Source organism: Mesorhizobium norvegicum, assembly GCF_004919685.1.
Classification (GTDB): domain Bacteria; phylum Pseudomonadota; class Alphaproteobacteria; order Rhizobiales; family Rhizobiaceae; genus Mesorhizobium; species Mesorhizobium norvegicum.
Window position 1 is genome coordinate 140,617 of record NZ_SMYZ01000025.1, and the last position, 23,166, is coordinate 163,782.

General features: G+C 63.1%; 20 protein-coding genes. 7 read left to right on the top strand and 13 right to left on the bottom strand.

The genetic code is table 11. The features are described 5' to 3' along the window. Positions 1-68: 68 nt before the first annotated feature. From FCU66_RS11215 to FCU66_RS11250, 8 genes are read right to left on the bottom strand one after another with little or no spacing between them, the layout of a single operon-like run. The gene (locus FCU66_RS11215) at positions 69-2,285 is read right to left on the bottom strand and encodes an ABC transporter permease (RefSeq protein ID WP_136619270.1); all 2,217 of its coding nucleotides are present in this window, start codon (positions 2,283-2,285) and stop codon (positions 69-71) included. Then, positions 2,278-3,063: an ABC transporter ATP-binding protein gene (locus FCU66_RS11220; protein WP_136619271.1), complete on the bottom strand. Its 786-nt coding sequence runs from the start codon at positions 3,061-3,063 to the stop codon at positions 2,278-2,280. The genes FCU66_RS11215 and FCU66_RS11220 overlap by 8 nt, the downstream gene beginning before the upstream one ends. 25 nt (positions 3,064-3,088) lie before the next feature. Beyond that, entirely contained in the window at positions 3,089-4,336 is a 1,248-nt protein-coding gene (locus FCU66_RS11225) for an ABC transporter substrate-binding protein (protein WP_136619272.1), read from the bottom strand. A 51-nt stretch (positions 4,337-4,387) separates the two neighbouring features. Then, positions 4,388-5,413, bottom strand: a complete 1,026-nt coding sequence (locus tag FCU66_RS11230; RefSeq protein WP_136619273.1) for a branched-chain amino acid ABC transporter permease — start codon at positions 5,411-5,413, stop codon at positions 4,388-4,390. Further along, entirely contained in the window at positions 5,410-6,459 is a 1,050-nt protein-coding gene (locus FCU66_RS11235) for a branched-chain amino acid ABC transporter permease (RefSeq protein WP_136619274.1), read from the bottom strand. Before FCU66_RS11235 ends, FCU66_RS11230 begins: the two co-directional genes overlap by 4 nt. Continuing rightward, on the bottom strand, positions 6,456-7,796 hold the full coding sequence (locus FCU66_RS11240) for a metal-dependent hydrolase family protein (RefSeq protein ID WP_136619275.1): 1,341 nt from the start codon (positions 7,794-7,796) through the stop codon (positions 6,456-6,458). Before FCU66_RS11240 ends, FCU66_RS11235 begins: the two co-directional genes overlap by 4 nt. Positions 7,797-7,848: 52 nt before the next feature. Then, on the bottom strand, positions 7,849-8,628 hold the full coding sequence (locus FCU66_RS11245; RefSeq protein ID WP_136619276.1) for an alpha/beta fold hydrolase: 780 nt from the start codon (positions 8,626-8,628) through the stop codon (positions 7,849-7,851). After that, positions 8,625-9,503, bottom strand: coding sequence for a fumarylacetoacetate hydrolase family protein (locus FCU66_RS11250; protein ID WP_136619277.1), 879 nt, complete (start codon positions 9,501-9,503; stop codon positions 8,625-8,627). The genes FCU66_RS11245 and FCU66_RS11250 overlap by 4 nt, the downstream gene beginning before the upstream one ends. A 206-nt stretch (positions 9,504-9,709) precedes the next feature. Here FCU66_RS11250 and FCU66_RS11255 point away from each other — a divergent pair, with 206 nt between their 5' ends. After that, the gene (locus FCU66_RS11255) at positions 9,710-10,381 is read left to right on the top strand and encodes a FadR/GntR family transcriptional regulator (RefSeq protein ID WP_136619278.1); all 672 of its coding nucleotides are present in this window, start codon (positions 9,710-9,712) and stop codon (positions 10,379-10,381) included. 117 nt (positions 10,382-10,498) lie between these two features. On the opposite strand, the gene FCU66_RS11260 is transcribed toward FCU66_RS11255, so the two are convergent. The 5 genes from FCU66_RS11260 to FCU66_RS11280 form a co-directional block, all read right to left on the bottom strand. Next, entirely contained in the window at positions 10,499-11,293 is a 795-nt protein-coding gene (locus tag FCU66_RS11260) for an N-acyl homoserine lactonase family protein (RefSeq protein ID WP_181956543.1), read from the bottom strand. Between the two features lie 2 nt (positions 11,294-11,295). After that, on the bottom strand, positions 11,296-12,219 hold the full coding sequence (locus FCU66_RS11265) for an NAD(P)-dependent oxidoreductase (protein WP_136619279.1): 924 nt from the start codon (positions 12,217-12,219) through the stop codon (positions 11,296-11,298). Between the two features lie 69 nt (positions 12,220-12,288). Next, positions 12,289-14,244 carry a (Fe-S)-binding protein gene (locus FCU66_RS11270; RefSeq protein ID WP_136619280.1) on the bottom strand — a complete coding sequence of 652 codons (1,956 nt, stop codon included), beginning with the start codon at positions 14,242-14,244 and terminating at the stop codon, positions 12,289-12,291. A 1-nt stretch (position 14,245) separates the two neighbouring features. Further along, a complete protein-coding gene (locus tag FCU66_RS11275; RefSeq protein ID WP_136619281.1) occupies positions 14,246-15,214 on the bottom strand; it encodes an electron transfer flavoprotein subunit alpha/FixB family protein in 969 nt (322 codons plus the stop codon). Between the two features lie 3 nt (positions 15,215-15,217). After that, on the bottom strand, positions 15,218-15,982 hold the full coding sequence (locus FCU66_RS11280; RefSeq protein ID WP_136619282.1) for an electron transfer flavoprotein subunit beta/FixA family protein: 765 nt from the start codon (positions 15,980-15,982) through the stop codon (positions 15,218-15,220). A 315-nt stretch (positions 15,983-16,297) separates the two neighbouring features. Between FCU66_RS11280 and FCU66_RS11285 the strand changes: the two genes are divergently transcribed. From FCU66_RS11285 to FCU66_RS11310, 6 genes are all read left to right on the top strand, one after another. After that, positions 16,298-17,509, top strand: a complete 1,212-nt coding sequence (locus FCU66_RS11285; RefSeq protein ID WP_136619283.1) for a substrate-binding domain-containing protein — start codon at positions 16,298-16,300, stop codon at positions 17,507-17,509. Between the two features lie 74 nt (positions 17,510-17,583). Continuing rightward, positions 17,584-19,125, top strand: coding sequence for a sugar ABC transporter ATP-binding protein (locus FCU66_RS11290; protein WP_136619284.1), 1,542 nt, complete (start codon positions 17,584-17,586; stop codon positions 19,123-19,125). After that, the gene (locus FCU66_RS11295; protein ID WP_168991952.1) at positions 19,122-20,072 is read left to right on the top strand and encodes an ABC transporter permease; all 951 of its coding nucleotides are present in this window, start codon (positions 19,122-19,124) and stop codon (positions 20,070-20,072) included. Before FCU66_RS11290 ends, FCU66_RS11295 begins: the two co-directional genes overlap by 4 nt. Positions 20,073-20,074: 2 nt before the next feature. Continuing rightward, on the top strand, positions 20,075-21,043 hold the full coding sequence (locus tag FCU66_RS11300; RefSeq protein ID WP_246093860.1) for an ABC transporter permease: 969 nt from the start codon (positions 20,075-20,077) through the stop codon (positions 21,041-21,043). 36 nt (positions 21,044-21,079) lie between these two features. Beyond that, a complete protein-coding gene (locus tag FCU66_RS11305) occupies positions 21,080-22,753 on the top strand; it encodes a GMC family oxidoreductase (protein ID WP_136619287.1) in 1,674 nt (557 codons plus the stop codon). Position 22,754: 1 nt separating this feature from the next. Further along, a complete protein-coding gene (locus FCU66_RS11310) occupies positions 22,755-23,162 on the top strand; it encodes a hypothetical protein (RefSeq protein WP_136619288.1) in 408 nt (135 codons plus the stop codon). The last annotated feature ends 4 nt before the right edge of the window (positions 23,163-23,166 follow it).

Here is a 23,166-nt window from a genome sequence, read left to right on the forward strand (position 1 = left end):
TGCGGTCGGCGCGAGGCGACCGGCACTATTTCCAAACATCCACCCGCACGGTGGCGAAGTCCAATTCTTCATGCCCGCCTCTGCAGCTTCGGCGTGATCGCGTGGAACGCATCGATCACCGCATCGACGAAGGGCGTATCGTTGATGTTCCCCCGCACCCGCTCGACATGGCGCAGCGGTGTGCGGCGAACGGTCTTCTCGATGGCCTCGAACAACGCGTTGTCGGCTTCCGGGTCGTGAAAGGGCTGACCCGGTGCGTCGAGCATCGAGACGCCGCCTTCAGGCAGCAGGAAACGCACCGGGCCGTTCATGGCGTTGAGCCGCGCGCCGATCCATTCGCCGAAGGCACGGTTCTCATCGCGTGTGGTGCGCATCAGCGTGACGTTCGGATTGTGGATGACGAATTTGCGGCTGCGGAATTTCTCCGGCACGCTGTCGCGCGGGCCGAAATTGACCATGTCGAGCGCGCCGGTCGAGCCGACATAGGGCAATCCGGTGCGGATCGCCGCGCCGAAGCGGTCCTCCGTCGCCGGGAAGACGCCGCCAACGATCATGTCGGCCACTTCCGTGGTGGTGAGGTCAAGGAACGCCGACAGCAGCCGGGAATCGCCGAGGTTTTCCATGGCGCGCCCGCCGATGCCGGTGGCGTGGAAGACGAGGCAGTCATAGTCCGCCTCAAGCCGTCTGGTCACCGCTTGAACCAGAGGCGTGGTGACGCCGAACATGGTGATGCCAACCGCCGGCCGAGCCAGTTTGCGTTTTGCTTCCCAGGCCTCGGCGCTGGGCAGTTGCGCGACCATGCCGGCCATGGCGTGCGCGGCATTGGACAGCACCTGTTCCGTGATCGAATTCAGCCCCTGCACATCGGCGACCGAATGGAACATCAATATGTCGGCGCCGCCGACATATTTGGCGACATCGCCCGCCGCCACCGTCGAAACCATCAGCTTGGGGATGCCAACCGGCAGAACCCGCATGCCGGCCGTCGCCAGCGTTGTGCCGCCGGAGCCGCCGGCCGAGATGACGCCGCCGATGCGCGGCTCGCGTTCGATCCAGCGCGCGAAGGCCTCAGCCATGGCGCTGACCGAACCGCCGCGATCATTGGTGAAGACCGAGGACGAACCGCGCGCGTGCATGCCGGCCACCTGCATGGCGGGCACGTCGGCGCTTGTCGGTTTGCCCGATGTCGAGAGATCAACGGTGCGCACCGGAATGCCCAGCGACTTCAGCCGATCAGCAACGAAGCGCAATTCCTTGCCCTTGGTGTCGAAGGTGCCGACGACCAGAACTGTCCTGCCGATGCGCTCTGCAAAGGGGATGGCGAAGACCTTTTTCAGATCGTCTTGGGGTGCTGCCTTGTCGACCGCCGCCTGCCGCAATTCGGTGACCGGCACGTTCCAGCGGTTGGGCAGTTCGGTGACCGGGCGATAGATGCCGTTCTGCGGCATTGGCTCCGCCGAGCCGGCGCCAGTGCGATCAACGCGATAGACTTCCGCCAGTTGTTCCTTGGCCTGCGCCGCGTCCGCCGCCGTGACCGGCGCTTCCTCGGCATGGCGGCCGACGCCAAGCAGCCGCTGCTGCAACTCGCGGTCGGCGGCGAGCGCCTTTGCGTCCATCAGCCGGTTGATACGGCCATTGACCATGATGGCGACCTGGTTCGACACCGCGGTCGCCACGCCGATGTTCTGCTCGATGACAAGCACCGCCATCTCGCCTTCGGCGGCGAGGTTGATCAGCATCTGCTCGACCTGGTCGACGATGATCGGCGCCAGGCCTTCGGTCGGTTCGTCCATGACCAGCAGCTTCGGGTCGCTGAGCAGTGCGCGCGAGATCGCCAGCATCTGCTGTTCGCCACCCGACAACTGCGAGCCGCCATTGCCGCGGCGCTCGGCCAGGCGCGGAAAGGTTTGATAGACGCGCTCGACGGTCCAGTTGGCATCGCGCCTGTTGCCGGCGGCAAGCCGCAGATGCTCGTCGACCGTCAGGCTTGGCCAGACGCGACGGCCCTGCGGCACATAGCCAACGCCGAGGCGATGGATCTCGTGCGGTTCGTGCGCCGATATCTCGCGGCCATCGACGCGAATGGAACCGGAGCGCGCCCGCTTCAGCCCAACGATGGTGTTGCACAGCGTCGACTTGCCCATGCCGTTGCGGCCAACCACTGACAGCACGCCGCTTTCCAGCGCCAGCGAAACACCCTGCAGCGCATGGCTCTCGCCGTAGAAGACCTGCAAGTCGTCTATCCGCAGGATTGCCTTGGCTATCTTGCTGGGGCGCTCAGCCATGCTTGCCCCCGAGATAGATTTCCTGGACCTCTGGATCGGCCTCGATCTCTTGCGGCGTGCCTTCCTTGAACAGGCGGCCATTGTGCATCATCGAGACATATTCCGACACGCGGAGCGCGACATCGAGATCGTGCTCGATGATGATGTAGCCGATGTGCTTCGGCAATGCGTTGAGGATGGCGACAAGGTCGCGGCGCTCAGTCGGTGAAAGCCCGGCCGCCGGCTCGTCGAACAGGATGAAGCGCGGCGCTCCAGCCAATGCGAGTGCGATTTCCAGTTGGCGCTGCTGACCGTGGCTCAGCGTCGCCACCAGCGTGTCGCGATAGGCTTCGAGATGCACGGCGTTGAGGATCGATTCCGCCTGCACCATGTTGACGTCGGTGATGGCCGGACGCAGCAGCGAAAACCGCCGGCGCGAGACGCCGCGGCAAGCGAGAAAGATGGAATCGAGGACCGACAGGCCCTTGAACAGCTGCGAAATCTGATAGGTGCGCCGCAGCCCGCGCCGGATGCGTTCATGCGGCGGCAGGTCGGTGATGTCCTCGCCGAAGAAGCGGATGCGGCCCGATGTCGGCAGGAAATCGCCGGTCACGGCGTTGAACAGCGTCGTCTTGCCGGCGCCATTGGAGCCGAGGACCGCGCGCCGTTCGCCGGCCGCGATCCTCATATTGATGCCCGAGAGCGCCACCAGTGCCCCGAAATGCCGTGCCACGCCATCGAGTTCCAGCGCATAGGCGCCGGAGCTCTGGAGACGGTTTGCTGCGAAGCTTTCGGTCACTGGCGACTACACTCGAAGTCCGATGTTACGGGCAGCTCGGATTGTCGCGGTTGACCGCGCCGAGCTTCATGAACTCGTCTTCGGGAATGCCGAGCGTCTGGTTGACCTGGGGCACCACCTTGACCAGCTTGTTCATGAGATTGCCGTCGGCGCCTTCGGTGACCTCGGTCAGGAAGATGTCGGCAATCGCATTGCGGTTCTTGTCGAGCGACACCTTGCCGGTCGGCGTGTCGAAGGACAGCTTCGACAGCGCATCGCGCAGCTTCTTGCCGCCGTCGGAGACATCGCCACCGACCTGGTCGAGGCCGAGCAGCGTCGCCTTCATGTCGACATAGTAGCCGTGCGCGAAGAGCGAGGGCGAGGGAAAAGCGCCCGGCTGCTTCTTGTAGGCCTCGACAAACGTCTTCCAGGCCGGCGCGTCATTGGTGTCCGCGGTCGGCCCGGCCGACGGCGTGCCTTTCAGCACATCGCGCAGCTTGCCCTTCGAGGTCAGCACCGTCTGGTCGACGGTGATCGAGCCGCCGATCAGCGGCGCGGAACCGCCACCCTGCTGGTACTGGGTCAGGAAGTTGACGGCGTCGGCGCCGCCGAGCGCGACGTAAATCGCGTCGACATCCTCGGGAATGGCCGCGATGACCGAAGAAAAGTCCTTGTTGCCGATCGGCACCCAGGACTTCGACGGCACATGGCCGCCGGCCTTGCAGAACTCGGCCATGAAGCCGAACACCTGCGTGTAGGGGAAGGAATAATCCTCGGCGACGGTGGCGACCTTTTTGTAGCCCTTGTCGTTGAAGGCATAGGTGCCGAGGCCGGCCATCCACTGGGCGCCATCGGTCGAGAAGCGGAAGAAGTTCTCAGCCGGATCGCGCAGCGTGGTGTCCTGCGCCGCCGAGGTGCCGTTGATGAAGGTCACGTTCGGTTGCGTCTTGGCGTAGTCCTTGACGGCGATGCCCTCATCGCCCGAAAGCGGGCCGACCAGCACCTTGACGCCGTCCTGCTCGACCAGCTTGCGCGCCGCGCGCACGGCGCTGTCGGGCGAGGCATCGGACGAGCCCTTGACGATCTCGACCTTCTTGCCGGCGACCGTGCCGTTCATCTCGGCAACCGCCGTCATCGCACCGCGTTCGCCGTCCTCGCCGAGCACCGTGAACGGTCCCTCGAAGGTGGCAAGCAGGCCGATCTTGATTGTGTCGTCGGCAGCCAGCGCCAGCGACGGTGCGGTCAGCCCGGTGAACACCGCCAGGGCCAGCACTGTACGTCTATGCATCCTCATGATTTTCCTCCCGTTGATTTCATTTTGCAGTGGTTCATTCCATCCCGGTTGCTATTGGCCGGGACGCAAGGACTCCTGGGCAAGATGTGGCTTGATCCTCCCCCACAACCCAAGAATTCCATCCGGTGAGACGAAGACGATCACCAGGAACACCATGCCGATCAGCGTGTTGAAACGCTCGGCGCCGACGATGTCGATGGCGAAGGTCTGCATCAGGACGACGACGACCGCGCCGAGAAACGGCCCGATCGGATGGCGAAGCCCGCCGATGACGGCAATGATCAGCACGTCGATGGCGGCATCGACGCCGATGGTGCCGGGCGAGACGCGGCCGTTGAACCAGACCAGCAGCACACCGGCCAGCCCGGCGATGATTCCGGCCAGAGCCCAGGCGAAAACCTTGTGCGCGGTGACATGATAGCCGAGCGCGCGCATGCGGCGCGGGTTGTCACGGATCGCCTGCAAGGTCATGCCGAAGGTCGAGCGCGAGCCATAGAGAACGGCCGCGTAGGACAACACCGCCAGACCGAGGCAAAGGTAGTAGAAAGGCCGGGCGTCACGCCAGCCGATGCCCCAGAATGCCGGAGCGCGAATGCCCGCATAGCCGGAATGGCCATTGAAGATGGCGTAGTTCTGCTGGGCGAAATAGTAGGTCGCGGTGGCAATCGCCAGCGTGATCATGATTGTGTAGATGCCCTCGGTGCGCACCGAGATCCAGCCGATCAGCGCCGACGCCAGTGCCGCCGAAAGAAGCGCGAAGGGCACCGCGAGCCACCACGGCCAGCCGAAGCCAAGGACGTTGGAATTGTTGCTGCCGAGGATGGCGATGGCGTAGGCGGCAATGCCGGCGACCGTGATCTGTGCCAGGCTGACCATGCCGCCATAGCCGGCGAGCAGCATCAGCGACAGACCCAGCATGCCGAAGATCAAGGAATAGCCGCCAATCTGCGTCAGGAAGAAATCCGAGGCCACCAACGGATAGAGGACCAACGCGACGGCCAGGATGATGTGACCAGCCCCAAGTCTCTCCAGCCAGTTCTGCTGCGGCGTCACGTTGGTGGCAATAGCAAGGCTCATCGGGCCTTCCCCATGATGCCTTGTGGCCGCACCGCCAGCGTCACCACCATGATGACGAAGGTCAGAACGATGCCGTAGGTCGGGAAGTAGACGAGACCGATCTGCTCGGCGAGGCCAATCAGCAGCGCGCCGATGGCGGCACCCGTGATCGAACCCATGCCGCCGACGATGACCACGACCAGCGAGGCCAGGAGATAACGGACATCCTCGCCGGGCGCGACCGAAAGTGCTGAACCGCCGACGACACCGGCAAAGCCGGCAAGGCCGGCGCCGACCGCAAAGACGATGGCGAACACCGCATGCACGTTGACGCCGGAAGCCTGCAGCATGGCGCGGTCGTCGACGCCGGCGCGGATCATCATGCCGACGCGTGTCTTGTGCAGCATCAGCCACAGGCCGACGCCGATGACGATCGCCGCCGCCAACACGACGACGCGGTAGAGCGGATAGGTGAGGAAGACCGATACGCCGTTTGAGCGCACTGCGGTGATGATTGGTAAGGTCAAGGCGCCGTCGAGCCATTCCGGCGTGGCGATCTGATAGGTGCCGCCGGCCCACACAGCCAGCATCAGGTCGGCGGCGACGATCGAGATGCCGATCGAGACCAGGGTCTGGCGCAGGTCGTCGCCTTCGAGGCGGCGGAACACGAAAACCTGCATGACGACGCCCACGATCGCCAGCACGGCGAAGCCGGCGGCGACGCCGAGCAGCCAGTAGCCGGTGCGGTTGGTGACCTCGTAGCCGATATAGGCGCCGAGCAGATAGAGCGAGCCATGCGCCAGATTGACGTTGCGCATCAGGCCGAAGATCAGCGTGAAGCCGCTGGCGACCAGGAAATACAGGCCGGCCAGCGTGATGCCGTTGAGGATTGCGCTGACGAAGGCCTTCTTCGAGATCAGGATCGCGTTCAGCCAATCCGGCCAGACGGCGAAGACCAGCCACGCCATGACAGCGGCGGCAAGCAGGCCGACGAGGCCCCAGGCCTGCCCGCGTGTCGTGCCGCCACCCGAGAGCGATGACGAGGATGGCTGGTCGAGCAGGCTCATGCAGTCAGCCGCCGGCGCTGCTCGTTCATGCGCGGCGCCTTGTGGAACTTGCCGTCCTTCATGATGGCGAGGATGCGGTTCTTGTCCTGCAGGATGCGCACGTCGGAGATCGGATCGCCGTCGATCAGCAGGAGGTCGGCGAGGTAACCTTCCTTGATCATGCCAAGTTCGTCGCCCATGTTCATGATCTGGCCGCCATATTTGGTGCCGGCCTGGATGGCCTCCATCGGCGAGAAGCCGAGCATCTCGACGAAGGTCTGGATGTCCTTTGCGTTGGTGCCTTGCGGCGTCCACGCAAAGCCGTAGTCGCCGCCGATGCAGACGCGGATGCCGCGCCTATGCATCTTCTTCATCGTCTCGATGCACATTTCCAGCTCGCGCTCATATTCGAGCGAAAGCGGCGAGCCGGGCTTGATGCCCCACTGCTCGGCATGGCGCGCGGTGTTGATCAGCCAGGCGATGCCGGGCGCGACGAAATGCTTGTCCTTGACCGCCTCGAGCATGTCGAGTGCTTCTTCGTCGGCGAAGGACGCGTGGTAGATGTTCTGGATGCCGTGGCGAACGCATTGCTTGACCGAGCCGGACGAGCGCGCATGCGCCGACAGCACCTTGTTGCGGCAGCGCGCCTCGGAGGCCGCCATGGCGACCTCCTCTTCCGACATCGGCGTTTCCTCGGCGCCCATGCCGGTGATGCTCTCGCCGGACAAATTGAGCTTGATGGAATCGACGCCGTACTTGATCAGCTGGCGCACGGTGCGGCGGATTTCCTCGGGGCCGGAGACGACGATGCCGAGATTGAGGCCTTCATGGGGGATATGGGAGGGCGAGGAATCGCCAAGCCCGCCGACCGTGGTGATTTCCGGCCCCGCCGCAAGATAGCGCGGCCCTGGGAAGCGGCCCTGGTTGATGAATTTTTTCGCGACGACGTCGAGACGCGGCTTGGCGGCGGCAGCACCGCGGCCGGCGGTGAAGCCGGCGTCGAGCACCAGCTTGGCCATCTCCATGGTGACCAGCATATGTTCTTCGACTTCCATCATCTGGATGGGGTCGATGCCGGGTGCGTTGTTCCAGGACAGATGCAGATGCGCGTCGATCATGCCCGGCATCAGCGTCGCGCCCATGCCGTCGATGGTCGTGACACCCCCTGGTGCGCCACCGCTATAGGAGGAGGACGAAGACGAGCCGAAGCGTGACGAGCCCTTGGTGATCTGCTTGATGCGGTTGCCCTGCACCAGCACCTCACCGGTGTATGGATATTCACCTGACGCGTCGAGCACGCGCACATTGGTGAACAGCGTGCTGCTCGAACCGTTGCCGTTCCAGCTGTCGTCTGCCATCACAAGCCTCCCAACCTGCCGAGCGCGTAGTTCTACGCCCGATCTGAAATCCTCACCTATCAACCCGTCTCAAAAAATCGGCGAGCCTCGAGCTGCTCTCGCGCGGGCTTTCCACCGTGGCCCAGTGCCCGCACCGATCCAGTGAGGAGAATACGGCGCCCTTGATCCTGTCGGCAAGCGCCTGGCCGACACCCGCCGGATTGACCGTGTCGGCATCGCCGGTGACGAGCAATGTCGGCGCAGAGATCCGCCGCGCATCGACCGAGGTTGCCTTGGCCAGCGCCTCGCAGGTGCGGGCATAGGATTCCGGGTCCTGGCGGGTGATCGATTCCCGCACGAAGGCGACGGCGGCCGGCGAAGTCTCCCTGGTGTGCGCCGAGATCGCGTTGGCGACGATCTGGTCGGCGATATCGGCAATGCCGCCCGAGCGCGCCAGCCGTGCCCGGTTGGCGAGGCCTTGCCTCGTCGCCTCGGCCGGTTCCGCCAGCGCGCCAAACAGCGTCAGCGAGGTGACCAGCGCTGGCTGCGTTGCCGCAATCTGCTGACAGATGATGGTGCCCATCGAATGGCCGACGAAATGCGCGGATGCGACCCCCATGCCGGCCATGGCGCGGATGACGGCCTCACTCATCCCTTCGATGGTGAGCTGTTCGATCGGGCGCGGCGAACGGCCGGAGCCCGGCAGGTCGAGCCGGATGACGCGATAGCCGGAAAGTGCTGCCATCTGCGGCTGGAACATGTTCGACGTGCCGCCGAGGCCATGGATCATCACCACGGCCGTGCCTTCGCCGACAACTTCCGCGACGACCTGGCCAACCGTCACTGTCGTCATTGCGCATGCTCCGCAAAGCGGTTTTCCAGCGTGCCGATGCCGTCGATCTCGATGCGCACGACGTCGCCGGCCTTGAGATATTTCGGTGGATCAAAGCCGATGCCGACGCCGACCGGCGTGCCTGTGGCGATGATGTCGCCGGGCTTCAACGTGATGCCTTGCGACAGGGTCGCGATGATTGTCGGGATGTCGAAGATGAGCAGCGAGATCCTGGAGTCCTGGCGCAGATCCTCATTGACGAAACACCTGATACCGGCGGTCGCCAGGTCCAACTCATCCTTGGTCACCGCCCACGGCCCCATCGGGCAGAACGTGTCCTGCGATTTGCCGATCAGCCACTGGCTGTATTTGCCCTGCAGGTCGCGGGCGGTGACGTCGTTGACGATGGTGTAGCCCCAGACGTGATCGAGCGCGTCCGCCTTCGATATGCCACGGCCGCCCTTGCCGATGATGACGGCAAGTTCCGCCTCGTAGTCGATGGCCATCGAGACCGAGGAATCGATCAGCACATTGGCATGGTTGGCGACCACCGATTCCGGCACTTTTGAAAAGATGATCGGATGTTTCGGGATCGCCCCGGCGCCGGCGCTGGAATCGAAACCGCTGCGGGCGAACTCATGCGCATGCTCGTGATAGTTCTTGCCGACGCAGAAGATGTTGCGGCGCGGTTGCGGGATCGGCGCCTCGATCTCGACCTGCGCCAGCGGGATCGGCGACAGGGTGCGCGGCACGCCGGCGCCATTGCGCTCGATCAAGGCCAGGATACCGTTCCTCGCCTGATCGACGGTGAAATCGAAGGGTGCGACGGTCCGGGCATCAAGATCGACAAGACCCACGCGACGTTCGCCGGCGATCGAAAAAGTCGCGACCCGCATTCGATTCCTCCTGAACCTTTTCTGAACCAAAACCGGCTCTTTCGCTACACGCTATCGCCGATTGGTTCACGCCGCAAGAGGGCTCTGGCTCACAATTCAACAGAATTTGGGCAGATCGTGCTTGCTTTTCGTCTGGACACTGGACCGAATGGCAATCGCTTGATAAGATTGGTTCAACATTGGATCAGATAAAAGACCCTCAACGAATGCCGAAGCTCGTCGCCAACGATATCGCCACAATGCTGAAGAAACGGATTTCCTCCGGCGAATGGCTCGAGGACGGCCGCATGCCGCCCGAGCGCGACCTCGCAGCCGAATTCGGCGTCGCGCGCAACACTGTGCGCCGTGCCGTCGGCTTCCTGGAGGACGACGGAACGGTCGTGCGGCATGTCGGGCGCGGCACCTTTCTGACCGCGACCAACCCGACATCGATCGCATCGATGGTCGCACGGATGGAAGGCACTAGCCCCGCCGACATGATGGAGATCAGGCAGCTACTCGAGCCGGCAGCGGCTGCCTTTGCCGCGACCAATGCCAGCGCAACCGAACTGAATGCCGTTCGCGAAGCACACCAGACCGCATGCGATGCCATGGAGATGCCCGAGTTCGAGCATTGGGATGCCGAATTCCATCACCGAGTGTTTGCCTGCTGCCGCAATGACTTCCTGAAAGAGATCCACAATCTCATGCGTGCCATTCGCAACCAGTCACCCTGGTTTGAAATGAAGAAGCGCTCGTTTTCGGAAGAGCGGCGTCAGGTGTATTGCCGGGAACATCAGGCGATTTTGGAAGCGTTGTTCCACCGCGATCCGGAAGGCGCGAAGACGGCGATGCTTGGTCACCTCAAGACGGTCGAGAAGAACTTGCTGGGCAGGTGATCGAGACGAAACCTGTGTGGGCGGCCCACGGCGACAGGTCTCACGGGTGCTGCGGCCCGTCGTCGCCGAAACAGATGCAAAGTCGGATAAGCGTTACCATCCTTCAAAGCCGCAGGCTCAGGGCAAAGGATGGGCAAGACTTACGATGTCTTCGACGTCCTGGTGGGTGCGCGCGAAGCGCTTGAGAACCAGCGGGTCGTGGCCTGGCACGATGTGAGCCGGGGAACTGGCGAGTTGTTTCATACGCTCCACGCCGAAGATGACATCGCTCAGCCGATCGAAGACGGGAAACGGCTTCTGGCGTTCCATATTGGCGTAAAAATGGGCTGCGTCGGAGGCGATGACGACCGCGCCGTTGTCGGTTTCCACCCGCACCACCTGCAATCCGCGCGAGTGGCCGCCAACCTTGTGGAGCGTGATGCCGGGCGCGATCTGCGACTCCGGGTCGTGGAAGCAAACCTTTCCGGCAAAGACGCGCCGCACCATGGTGGTGACGTCTTCGGCCTCGAAGGGATGGCGCATGGCATGGTGGCACATGCAGCGGCCGGTCGCGAACTCCATCTCCGCATCCTGCAGGTGAAAGGTCGCGTTCGGGAACAGATGATGGTTTCCGCAATGGTCGTAATGCATGTGGGAGATGATGACGTCGCTGACATCGGCGTGGTTGATGCCGATTGCCGCCAGACCGGCATCGACGGACCTGACGACACTGCGTCCGCGTTTGTCGCCGGCCGGTTTGTCGAAACCGGTGTCGACGATGAAGGTGCGCTTCTCGCCAACGATCGCCCAGACGAAGTAGTCGAGCGGCATCGCAACATCATGCGTGTCGCCGCCGAGGAAATTCTCACCCGACCGGCGTTCGAAATGGCCGTAGCGAACGGCATGGATTTCATAACGTTCGGAGTGACCCATGATCAGCTCGCTTTGGCGACATCTGTGGTCTGGGCTGAGCCGACCTCCACATGCGCCCATGTCTCAACCGTCTTGACCATACAGGTAAAATCGGAATCCGGCCCGTAGAGCTGGTTCGTCACGCTCAGCAACTGGCGCACGGCACTGCCCACCACCATTGGCACGCCCATCGCCTCCGCCTCATCCACGCACAGCCGCACATCCTTGAAGGACAGGCCTGTCGCGAAACCGAAATCGAAGGTACGCGGCAGGACGGATTTTGGGAACTTGTCCTCGGTGGCGCTGTTGCGGCCGCTCGAGGCGTTGATGACGTCGATCATCACCTTGGGATCGAGGCCCGCCTTGACGCCCATCACGACCGCTTCGGAGGAGATCGCAAGTGCCGCCGCCGCAAGCAGGTTGTTGGCAAGCTTCATGGTCTGGGCGGAGCCCTGAACCTCGCCCATGAAGAATATCCGGCCGAAATTCTCGATCACAGGCCTTGCCGTTTCGAAGGCAGCCTTCGGCCCCGATACCATGACGGCGAGCGTGCCGTTGCGCGCGCCCTTTAAGCCTCCGCTGACGGGCGCGTCGATCATGGCGATGCTCTTGGCTGAAAGGCCTTCGGCAACCTTGGCGGCCATTCGCGGGCCTGTCGTCGAGATGTCGACGAAGATGCGAACCGCCTTGCCCTCGGCGATGCCGCCTTCGCCGAGCACGACCTTTTCCAGGATCTGCGGGCTGGGCAGGCTGGCAAAGACGATCTCCGCAACATCGGCAACATCGCGCGCACCGGCGGCGGCTTTCGCGCCCGCATTGGTCAACTCCATAACGGCTTTGATGTCGACGTCGTAGACAGTCACTTCGTATCCGGCCTTGATGAGACGGGTCGCCATCGGTGTGCCCATTTTTCCGATGCCAACAAAGCCGATTTTCAGGGTCGACATGATCGCTCTCTCCTTCGTCGGGGCCTATTGCCCATGGTGCTTGATCTCGATCTCTTGGATCGCATTGCGTCAGGTCGTTTCCACCGTGGGCATTTCCAGCGCCTGGCTTGTGCGCGGCACGAGAAGTTCCGCTATGTCCACGACCTTCAATCTGTCGGCCACGCCGAGCGCATCGATCGCGGCGGTGTACATCACCTTGTCCTTCGGGCAGGCGACGACGAAATAGGCGACGTCGCCCAGGCTCAGCGCTTCACGGATGCGGTTCTCGCTCGGCCGCTCGGTCACGCCGTCGTCGCCTTGCCAGATGCGGCCGCCGCCGGCGCCGCAGCAAAAGGAATTCTCGCGGCAGCGCGGCATGTCATGAAGCGTGTAGCCGGCGGCGCGGATCAGCTCGCGCGGCGCGTCGAAGCCGCCATTGTAGCGTCCAAGATAGCAGGGATCGTGATAGGTGACCCTGGCGCCGTCGGCGACATGCAGGTCGAGTTTTCCCGCCGCGATGAGTTCCGCCAGCAGCGCCGTGTAGTGCAGCACCTCGAACGCCGCGCCGAAATGCTGATAGTCGTTCTTCAGCGCATTGAGACTATGCGGATCGGTGGTCATGATCCGGTTGAAGCTGCACGCCTTGATCTCATCGATGTTGGACTGAGCGAGCGTTTCGAACAGACCTTCTTCGCCGGCACGCCGCACATCATTGCCACTGTTGCGCTCGGCATCGAAGAGAATGCCGAAGTCGACACCGGCTGCGGTCAGCAGTTCGGCAACCTTGCGGGTGATTTCCTGAACGCGCGGATCGTAGGACGCATAGTCTCCGACGAACCATAGAACGTCGACGGGTTCCTCGCGCGCGTCCTTGACCGGAAAGCCGAGCTCCCTGGTCCAGCGCGCCCGCATCTTGGACGGCTTGCCCATGGAATTGCCGAGACGGGTCAGGTTCGATAGCGCCTCCTGGAGACCGGGGCTGACACGGCCTTCGTCGACCAGATGACGGCGCATGTCGATGATCTTGGGCAGATGCTCGATCTCGACCGGGCATGCCTCCATGCAGGCACGGCAGGTGGTGCAGGCCCACAGCGTCTCCTCGGAAATCACGCCGCCGACCAGCGGGGCCGCCGATGGTCCCGCGGCAAGCGCGTCGCGCAGGTCGGTGATCAGCAATTTCGGGCTGAGCGGCAGACCGGCCGCATGGGCTGGACAGACCGCCTGGCAACGGCCGCATTCGGTGCAGGACAGAAGGTCGAGCTGCTGTTTCCAGTCGAACTGCCCCAGGCTGTCGATCCCTGGAGCCTCACGCGCTTCCGGGACCGCGGGCGCCAGGCCGCGCGGTTCGAGGCTGCGGAAGTAGATGTTGGGCGCGGCAAGAAACATGTGCCGGTGCTTCGAACCGGGGATATAGACGAGGAACGCCAGAATGGCGCCGACGTGAACCCAGTAGAACAATTCTTCGCCCGCATGTGCCGACATGCCGGCACGATCGAGCAGTCCTGCCAGGGCCGATGCGACCGGTCGCCACGAGCCGTCGGCGCCACCGACAATGCGCGCCGCCGCCTCAAGCAGCAGAGACGCCACGATCAGGACGATCAACACATAGATGATTGCCGCATCACTGCCGCTCGAGCCATCGAAGCGGGCAGGTCGCAGCACGTAGCGCTGATAGAGTGCAAGTCCGACGCCGACCAGCATCAGCACCGAAAAGATATCCTGCAGAGCGGCAATCCAGGTTTCGCCCCCGATGGGCGCAAGTGAGAACCCGGGAAACAGCCGCGAGCCGAAGGCATCGATCGTGGCGGTGAGCAGCACGAAGAACGAAATGAAGATGATTGCGTGGAGCACGCCGGAAAGCGGCTTGCGGAGCATTTTCCGATGCATGCCGATGGCGACCATCACGCCCTGGAGACGCAGCATCGGGCGGTCGAAGCGGGCCGCTGCCGGTGCATTGGCAAGAGCAACCGCGTAACGGCGCGAGCGCCAGGCCGTCAACGCGAATGCTGTGATGACCAGGATCCAGAGTGGCAGGGTCGATGCCATCTCAACGGCCAGAGCCGGCCCGCAGCCTGTCGCTCAGATTGGCGACGAGATCGAACAGGTCACAGGTTGCGCCGTAATGCGCGACATTGAAGATGGGGGCCTTCGGATCGGTGTTGACGGCAATGATGAGGTCGGCCTGCGACATGCCCTCGAGATGTTCGGGCGCACCGGACACGCCGAGCGCCAGATAAAGCTTCGGCTTCACCTTCTGGCCGGATTTGCCGACCTGGCGCAACTTCGGCAGCCAGCCATTGTCGACGACAGGACGGCTTCCGGCGATCTCCGCCCCCAGCATCGTCGCCAGATTGCGCGCAAGGTCGATGCTTGCCTCGTCGCCGATGCCGCGGCCCACGCACACGATCCTCTCGGCTGTCGTCAGATCGACGTCGGCATAATCCGGCACATCGATGGCCACCATCTTCACCTTGCCGCCGGTGAGCGCCGGTTCGGCATCGATCGTCTGCACGCTCACGGCGGCAATCGGGCCCGGCATTGCCTCCGCGAAGGCACCTGGGTTGATCATCAGAACGGCGGGCAGCGGCACTTCGCATTCGGCGAGTATCTTGCCGCCATACATCTGCGCGACGACCGTCAGGCTTTCGCCACGCCGCTTGATTTCATTGACATAGGAGACGAGCGGCCAGCCGGTTCGCGTCGCGATGTCGGCTGCCACGTCCAGTCCGTTTGCCGAATAGGGAACCAGGACCAGACCGGGGCTCTCGGCGGTGATGACATCGCGCAGAAGCAGCGCATAGGTCTCGGCGGGAATCACATCCGATCTTGTGGCGCGGGCCACTATCAGGCGATCGGCGGCACCGAAGGAAGCGGATGCGCCTTCCGCGTCACGACCGACGAAAAAGGCGACGACCTCGTCGCCGGCCTGGGCGAGCGAACGCGCCGCGGCGATCATTTCGAGGGAGAAGGCTTCGATCTTGCTGGAGTGGCCTTCGGTACAGGCAATAAATTTCATGACTTAGTTCCTTGCCAGGCCCTTGGCTGCCAGGATGGTGACCAGGCGATCCGCGACTGTCTCGGCATTGCCGCCGAGGTTCTCGCCGGAGCCGCCCTGGACTGGCAGGCGCAATGTGATGATCTCGGCGGAACGCTCGAAGCCCGACGATTCGGGCATGGCGCGGCCGATGGGCGTCTTGGATGCTTCGCGAAGCTTGCTGCCGGAGACATAGCGTGGCGCCTTCGACGCTGTCTGAACGCCCAGCACCGCCGGCGTGGCCAACTCATAGGTGACGGCGACACCCGCGCCGCGCTCTTGCGTGACCCGAAGCACGGCGCCGTTCGCAACGATACGGTTGGTTCCCGACACATGCGGCCAGTCGAGCAGCGCGCCGACATAAGGCGCGAGCTGGCCAAAGACATCCTCGCTCGATTGAACGCCGCACAGAACCAGGTCGGCCGACTTTGCCCGCGCCATCGCCGCGATGGAAGCCGCGATCTCACGTGAGGAGATCATGGCGTCCTCCTCGGATTGAAGCGCCACGACTTCGTCGGCGCCGCGCGCGGCAGCCATCTGCAGGACACGGTTGGCGCCTTCGCCAACGGCCACCGCCGTCACCTTGGCGCCGCCGGCTTCCTTGAGCAGGATTGCTTCCTCGAGGGCATGATCGTCGAAATCGTTGAGCTGGAAATCCAGCCATTCCCGATCGATGCTGCGCCCGTCCTCGGCGAGCTGCAGCTCGCCCGCGGAATCCGGGATCATGCGCAAGATAACAAGAATATTCACGGCCTCTCCTCCGACGGAACGCACCTCAAGCGCCCGGCACCGGCTGCTAGATAAGTCGCATTCTTCGCTGCTCCCAATGGCGAAAAAGGTAATAGCAGCTATTACAAGACGGCAGATTGACGATCGCGGGTAATCGACTGCTAATTTGCGTCAAATCGCGTTCAATCGAATTTTCCTGAATTGGAGGTTGTCAGGAAAATAGTCGTGCGATTTGCCCGGGATATAAACATCTATTGTTTGTTTATACTGTCTCGCGTGCAGGAATAGCTGAGGAGAATTTTAGGCGCTCTGTCGAGCGTTCAGGAGGAGGAACCAATGTCAATAAAGAGCATACTAGACCACAAGATTTCGCGTAAGAGCTTTATCCGGGGCATGCCGGCCGTGGCGGCAGCCATGGCCGCCGCACCGGCCATCCAGCTTGCCCAGACCAGCGCAGCCGTCGCTTCGGAGTCGGAAACGAAGCCAGGCTACTATGGCGCGCCGCGCACCTGGATGTGGAATCCCAATGCCAACACCATGGTCGACACCTCAAAATGGAAGAAGGCGGGTCCGTATACGATCGGGTTCTCCAATGCTTCGATTTCCAATGCCTGGCGCGTCGCCTTCCAGCATGGCGTCCTCTGGTCCGCCGGCCAGCATCGCGACGAGATCGCTCATCTTCTCGTCACCGACGCCAATGACGACCCTTCCAAGCAGATCGCGGACATCCAGGATCTGATCAGCCAGGGCGTCGACATTCTGCTCATTGCGGCCTCGACCGAGGACGCGCTCGATTCCGTTGTCGGCCGTGCAACCGAACAAGGCATTCCCGTTGTCATGGTCGATCGCAAGGTGAAGACGCCGGCCAACTACATCACCTACGTCACGGCATCCGACTGGGCACTGGGCCGTCTCGAGGCGCAGTGGTTGTGCGAGACGCTGGGCGGCAAGGGCAACATCGTGATGCTGCCCGGCATCGCCGGGTCGAGCGTCGCGGAAATCCGCATCAAGGCGAACGAGGAAGTGTTCTCGAAATTTCCCGACATCAAGGTGCTGGAGAAGCAGTATTGCGACTGGAACCCGGCAACCGGCAAGTCGGTGATGGCCGCGCTGATCCAGAAGCACGGCAAGGCCATCGACGGCGTCCTGGCCGACAGTGCGCTTCAGGGCTATGGCGCGATCGAAGCGTTTCTTGACGCCGGCTACAAGGACGGCGAATTTCCACCGATGACCGGCGGCGACGTTGCCCGGATGTATCAGCTGGCCAACCAGCACAACATCAAGATGGTCGGCATCGACTATCCGACGTCGATGGGCATCACCGGCATCGAGACCGCGCTCGACGTGCTCAAGGGCATCTCGGTCCCGGACAAGGTGGAGGTGAGCTTCCAGGTCGTCACCTCGCCGGGTGCGGATACGATCTCGGTCAAGGGCGACAGGCATCTGCTCGACCATGTCAGCATGAGCGATCCGGGCGATCTGTCGCCAAGCAACGGGCTGCCCGCCGGCTATAATCCGAGCACATTCAATCCCGACTATCCGAAGTAAGCTTCCCAAGCGACCCGGTGCGTGCCCATCCTGGGCGCGCACCGGACGTGCATTGAACAGTTCGAGCACCGGATATGTCAGCGTCTGTTATTGAACTCAGCCAGATCGAGAAGGACTATCCTGGAGTCAAACCCCTGGACAAGGTCGATTTCGCCGTGCGGCCAGGCGAGATTCACGCCCTTCTCGGCGAAAATGGCGCAGGCAAGTCGACGCTGATCCGCGTCATGGGCGGCGTGACCAAACCGAATTCCGGGACCATGACCTATCTCGGCAAGCCAGTTTCCTGGCAGTCGCCGAAGGAAGCGCGCGCTGCCGGCATCCACGTGATCCATCAAGAGCTTGCGCTTTTTCCCGAGCTTTCCGTTGCCGAGAACATTCTGGTCGATACGCAGCCCCGCGGCATGTTTGGTCTCATTTCGAACCGCGCCCGCCACGTCCGCGCCGCTGAAATCCTCGCACAACTCGGCGTCGATATTCCAACCCACGCCAAGATCGACGAATTGCCGCTTGCCGATCAGCAAATGGTCGAGATCGCGAAAGCCCTGGTCGGCAGGGTTCGGCTTCTCATCCTGGACGAACCGACAGCGGTCATCGCTGGCCGCGAGGTCGATCTCTTGTTCGAGAACATGCGCAGGCTGCGCAATGAAGGCGTCGGCATCGTCTACGTCTCCCATAGGCTCGAGGAGATCTTCGAGATCGCCGACACGGTGACCATCCTCAAGGACGGCCAGCTCGTCGGCACGAGCCCGGTAAGCGCGCTCACGCGTGAAGAGATGATCACCCGAATGGTTGGTCGCCGGCTCAGCCAGATCTATCCGCCGCGGCGTACGGCACCGGCGGGCGGCCGGGATGTGCTCACCGTTCGCAATCTCAAGGCTGGTCCGCGCGTCCGCGACGTCAGCCTCAACGTCAAGGTTGGCGAAATCGTCGGCGTGGCCGGCATGGTCGGTTCGGGGCGCACGGAGGTCGCCGAGGCTATCTTCGGCACGCGGGCCGTCGAGAGCGGGGGGATCGAATTCGATGGCAAGCCATTTGAGACAAAGCTTCCGAAGGGTTCGATAGCCCATGGGCTCGGTTTTCTGACCGAGAGCCGCAAGGACGACGGCCTGTTTCTCGGCCTGCCGATTTCCGCCAATATCGTGGCGCCCGACCTGGACGGCATAACGAAACATGGCCTGATCGACCGGAAGCAGGAACGTGCTGTGGCGATGCGGCAGATCCAGGACTTTTCGGTCGCGACGCCGTCGCCTGACGTGAAGATCGGTAATCTCTCTGGTGGAAACCAGCAGAAGGTGCTGTTCAGCCGCTGGTCGCGGATCGCCAGCAGGCTGCTTATCCTCGACGAACCGACGCGCGGGGTTGATATCGGGGCCAAGGTGGAGATTTACCGTATCGTGCGCCGGCTGGCGGATTCTGGCGTCGGCGTGCTGATGATCAGTTCAGAACTGCCCGAAATCGTCGGTCTCTCCGACAGGGTCTTCGTGATGGCGCAAGGCTATGTCGTCGGCGAAATCAAATGCGATGCACTCGGCGAGGAGGCGATCATGGAACTCGCCGTGCGATCTGTCGGGCACCGCGAGGCGGAAACGGATCAGCGTGCGGAGCCGGTCGGATGAGCGCGATCACTGTGGATCTTCGCCGCAACCGGCTGATGCTCTCCTATCTGATCGTGGCAGTGCTGCTGGTGCTGCTTGCCGTTGCCGGCGGCTTCTTGTCCGATCGGTTCCTCACTTGGCGCAACATCGGCAATCTGTTCCAGCAGCTCATCGTGCTGGGCATGGTCAGCCTGGGCCAGACGTTCGTGGTGCTGATGGGCGGCATCGATCTGGCGATCGGTTCGCTGGTCGGTGCGCTCACCGTCTTTCTGGCGAACTTCCTCGAATGGCGTCCGGATCTGGTCTGGCTTGCACTGCCGCTCGCATTGGTCGTCGCGACTGCTGTGGGCGCGCTCAACGGCTTGCTGACGGTCGTGCTGCGCGTCCATCCCCTGATCGTCACGCTCGGCATGTCCTCGATCATCTTCGGCGGAACGCTGATGTACCGCAAGGAGCCCGGCGGCTCCGTACCGCGCGCCTTCGCGGATATTGCCTATGCAAAGGTCGGCGGCATTCCGCTCAGCGCCATCGTGCTCGTCGTGATTTTCGCGCTCGCCGGGCTTTGGCTGCAGCGCACGCGCACGGGCCGCAGCATCTACTTCGTTGGCGGCGATCGGGAAGCGGCGCGGCTGAATGGGTTGCCGGTCGATCGTATCGTGGTGCTTGCCTACGCGCTGTCGGGCCTGTGTGCAGGCATAGCGGCGATTTTCCTGACCGCGCGAACCGGCGTTGGCGACCCGCGCATCGGCGCCGCGCTGACGCTGCAGTCGGTGACGCCAGTCGTGGTCGGAGGCACCATTCTGGCCGGCGGCAGAGGCGGCGTGCTTGGGACTTTCCTCGGCGTGCTGCTCGTCACGATGCTCAACAGCCTGCTGAACTTCGTCAATGTCTCGTCCTACTACCAGTGGGTCATCCAGGGCCTCATCATCATCATCGCGGTCGGCATCCACACCACGAGGCGGAGATAATGATGGTGCCTCTCGATACCCCGATGCCGCGATCGCAAAGCATTTCCATGGCGTCTGTCTTCGAGCGCTACGGACTGATGATCTTCCTGGTCGTGCTGATGACCGTTGCGGCTCTCGCTTCACCGACCTTTCTGCGGCCGGCCAATCTGGTCAATGTGCTGACGATCGCGGCACCGCTTGGCATGGTCGTCGTCGGCCAGACCTTTGTCATCCTGGTGCGCGGATTGGACCTGTCCGTGGCCTCGCTGATGGCGACGGTGGCCGTGTTGGCGACTGCTTTCAAAGCCACGACCAATGAAGCGATTCCGATGATCTTCATCGCCGCGATCGCCCTGTCGGCCGTGGTGGGCCTGGTGAATGGCTGGCTCGTCGCCAAGCGCAATGTCAGCCCGTTTCTGGCAACACTGGCGATGATGATCATCCTGCAGGGCATTCGTTTCGCCTATACTGGCGGGGCGCCGATCAGCACCTTGCCGCCGGGCATGGGCTTTCTGGCCTCCGGCCGGATTTTTGGCGTGCCCGTCAATCTGATCACCCTGGCGTTTCTGGCAATCGCGTTCGGCATCGTGCTGCACCGGTCACGCCTCGGCCGTGAGATCTTCATGGTTGGAAGCAATCCGAAGGCCGCGTTCCTCAACGGTGTCGCGCCCGATCGCGTGGTCATCCTCTGCTACGTCATCTGCTCGGTCTGCGCGGGAATAGGCGGGCTGTTCCTGCTCGGTTATGTCGGCACCGTTTCGAACTGGGTCGGCCAAGGCTACGAACTGGACTCCATCGTTGCCGCCGTGATGGGCGGGGTCGCGCTTACCGGTGGGCGCGGCAACATCTTTGCGGCGCTGCTTGGCGTGGCCGTTCTGGTGGTGATCAACAATCTCGTGCTGCTGCTCGGATTTCCGATCGAGATGCAGCTCATCATCAAGGGTGTCATCATCATCGGCGCGGCGGCGTTTTACCGGACGCGGCTCGCCTGATCCGATGCTGCCGTTGGACCCCAAGGGAGGAAGAGAATGACCGTTGAAGTTCTGGCGGAGCGCGGTGCACGGGCAAGGCGCGACGAGGAAGTGGATGTCGTGATCGTCGGGGCCGGCCCATCCGGCTCGGTCGCCGCACTTCATCTGGCGCGCGCCGGCATTTCCGTCGTCGTGCTCGAGCAGGGCGAATGGCCGGACTATGCCGACTATACCGGCGCGCGTCCGGAGCACGAGCTTGTCAGCACCAAGCTCTGGCATCCCAATCCCAACGTTCGCGACAACCCCAACGACTATCCCGTCGACACGTCGACGACGGACATCAACCCGCTGATGTTTGCCGGCGTCGGAGGCAGCGCGACGCTCTACGGCGCGCAGTGGATGCATTTCCTGCCGTCCGACTTCCGCGTGCGGTCGATGGATGGCGTGGCCGAGGACTGGCCTTTCACCTATGAGGATCTGCTGCCCTACCAGCTCGAGATCGAACGCGAGGTGGGCGTCTCCGGTCTCGCTGGCGATCCGGCCTATCCGCCGCGCGGGGCCTATCCCTTTCCGGCGCTGCCGATGGGCTCCGTTGGTCAGCGCGGTGCGCTGGGCATGGAGAAGATGGGCTGGCACTGGTGGCCCGGCAGCAATGCCATCCCGTCGGAGAAGTTCGGCGAACTCAATCCGTGCGTACGCCGCGGAACCTGTCTGACCGGCTGTCCGGAGGGCGCGAAATCCACGACCGACCGGTCGCATTGGCCGCTGGCCCTGAAAGCCGGCGCGCGGCTCGTCACGCGTGCCCGCGTGAAAGAAATCGAGACGAACGAGCAGGGGCTGGCGACCGGCGTCATCTATGTAGACGCGAACGGGCGCGACCGGCGCCAGCGCGCCAAGGTGGTCATCCTGTGCGCCAATGGCGTCGGCACGCCCCGGCTGCTGCTGATGTCGGGAGGGCCCAGAACTCCGGACGGCCTCGCCAACTCCTCCGGCATGGTCGGCAAGCGGCTGATGATGCACCCCTTCGCAAGCGTGCTTGCTTCTTACCAGGACCCGCTCGATTCCTGGCGTGGTCCCTTCGGCCAGCAGGTCTATTCGCTGGAATTCTACGAGACCGACGAAAGCCGCGGCTTTGTACGCGGATCGAAATGGAACTGCATGCCATCGGGCGGACCGGTCGGCGTATCCGGTGCGACCGGGTCCAAGGTCTATGTCGCCGAAAGCGGCCGGTTCCAGGATTTCTGGGGCGCCAACCTGCATGAAAATGTGGCGCGTCGCTTCGGCCATTCGCTCATCTGGGGCATCGTCGGGGAAGATCTTCCGGAGGAAAGCAATCAGGTGGTGCTGTCGAAAGATCTGGTGGATTCCGATGGCCTGCCGGCGCCGCAGATCGTCTACAAGGTCAACGAGAACTCCAACCGGCTGCTCAAGTTCAACATCGACCGCTGCCTGGAATCGGTGCGCGCCGCTGGCGCCATCGAGACGCTGGTTTCGACACCGGTGCGTGAATCCGGTTGGCATCTCATCGGCACCACCGTCATGGGCGACGATCCAAAGCGCTCGGTCGTCGACCAGTGGGGCGCCTGCCACGACGTGCCGAACCTCTACGTCATGGATGCGTCGACCTTTCCGACCTCGGGCGCCACCAACCCGACAGCGACCATCATGGCCGTGGCGCTGCGCAACACGCGCCGCATGATCGCCGAGCGCCGCAACCAGAAGGTGGCCTGACATGTCGAACGAGAACGCCTTCCTTGCACTCGCAGACTTTCTGATCCCCGCGCATGGCAAGATGCCGAAGTTCAGCGACGTCTGCGGTTACGCCGATGTCGAGAAGTCCCTGGATTTTCGTATTGATCTGAAGCCGGGCTTTGCGCGCGGCATCGCAGTCGATCCGGCCACCGGCGCCGAAGCTCGTTTGGAAAGCCTCAACAAGGAGGATGGCGAAGCCTTCTCGGCGATCACCACCATTGCCATCGCCACCTACTATATGAGCCCGCGCGTGCGCGAGCTGATCGGCTACCCCGGCCAGGAGAACGTCCCCTACGATTCCAAGGCGACGCAGATCTACCTGACCAACGGCTCGCTCGGCCAGGTGGTCGCGCGTGGCCGCAAATATCGGCCGACCCCCGGCCTTTGATCTC

What these genes read in the sequence shown, in the direction of transcription:
- FCU66_RS11215 (WP_136619270.1), bottom strand. Translation starts at nt 2,285, where the DNA reads ATGGCTGAGCGCCCCAGCAAGATAGCCAAGGCAATCCTGCGGATAGAC.
- FCU66_RS11225 (WP_136619272.1), bottom strand. Translation starts at nt 4,336, where the DNA reads ATGAGGATGCATAGACGTACAGTGCTGGCCCTGGCGGTGTTCACCGGG.
- FCU66_RS11230 (WP_136619273.1), bottom strand. Translation starts at nt 5,413, where the DNA reads ATGAGCCTTGCTATTGCCACCAACGTGACGCCGCAGCAGAACTGGCTG.
- FCU66_RS11235 (WP_136619274.1), bottom strand. Translation starts at nt 6,459, where the DNA reads ATGAGCCTGCTCGACCAGCCATCCTCGTCATCGCTCTCGGGTGGCGGC.
- FCU66_RS11240 (WP_136619275.1), bottom strand. Translation starts at nt 7,796, where the DNA reads ATGGCAGACGACAGCTGGAACGGCAACGGTTCGAGCAGCACGCTGTTC.
- FCU66_RS11245 (WP_136619276.1), bottom strand. Translation starts at nt 8,628, where the DNA reads ATGACGACAGTGACGGTTGGCCAGGTCGTCGCGGAAGTTGTCGGCGAA.
- FCU66_RS11250 (WP_136619277.1), bottom strand. Translation starts at nt 9,503, where the DNA reads ATGCGGGTCGCGACTTTTTCGATCGCCGGCGAACGTCGCGTGGGTCTT.
- FCU66_RS11255 (WP_136619278.1), top strand. Translation starts at nt 9,710, where the DNA reads ATGCCGAAGCTCGTCGCCAACGATATCGCCACAATGCTGAAGAAACGG.
- FCU66_RS11260 (WP_181956543.1), bottom strand. Translation starts at nt 11,293, where the DNA reads ATGGGTCACTCCGAACGTTATGAAATCCATGCCGTTCGCTACGGCCAT.
- FCU66_RS11265 (WP_136619279.1), bottom strand. Translation starts at nt 12,219, where the DNA reads ATGTCGACCCTGAAAATCGGCTTTGTTGGCATCGGAAAAATGGGCACA.
- FCU66_RS11270 (WP_136619280.1), bottom strand. Translation starts at nt 14,244, where the DNA reads ATGGCATCGACCCTGCCACTCTGGATCCTGGTCATCACAGCATTCGCG.
- FCU66_RS11275 (WP_136619281.1), bottom strand. Translation starts at nt 15,214, where the DNA reads ATGAAATTTATTGCCTGTACCGAAGGCCACTCCAGCAAGATCGAAGCC.
- FCU66_RS11285 (WP_136619283.1), top strand. Translation starts at nt 16,298, where the DNA reads ATGTCAATAAAGAGCATACTAGACCACAAGATTTCGCGTAAGAGCTTT.
- FCU66_RS11290 (WP_136619284.1), top strand. Translation starts at nt 17,584, where the DNA reads ATGTCAGCGTCTGTTATTGAACTCAGCCAGATCGAGAAGGACTATCCT.
- FCU66_RS11295 (WP_168991952.1), top strand. Translation starts at nt 19,122, where the DNA reads ATGAGCGCGATCACTGTGGATCTTCGCCGCAACCGGCTGATGCTCTCC.
- FCU66_RS11300 (WP_246093860.1), top strand. Translation starts at nt 20,075, where the DNA reads ATGGTGCCTCTCGATACCCCGATGCCGCGATCGCAAAGCATTTCCATG.
- FCU66_RS11305 (WP_136619287.1), top strand. Translation starts at nt 21,080, where the DNA reads ATGACCGTTGAAGTTCTGGCGGAGCGCGGTGCACGGGCAAGGCGCGAC.
- FCU66_RS11310 (WP_136619288.1), top strand. Translation starts at nt 22,755, where the DNA reads ATGTCGAACGAGAACGCCTTCCTTGCACTCGCAGACTTTCTGATCCCC.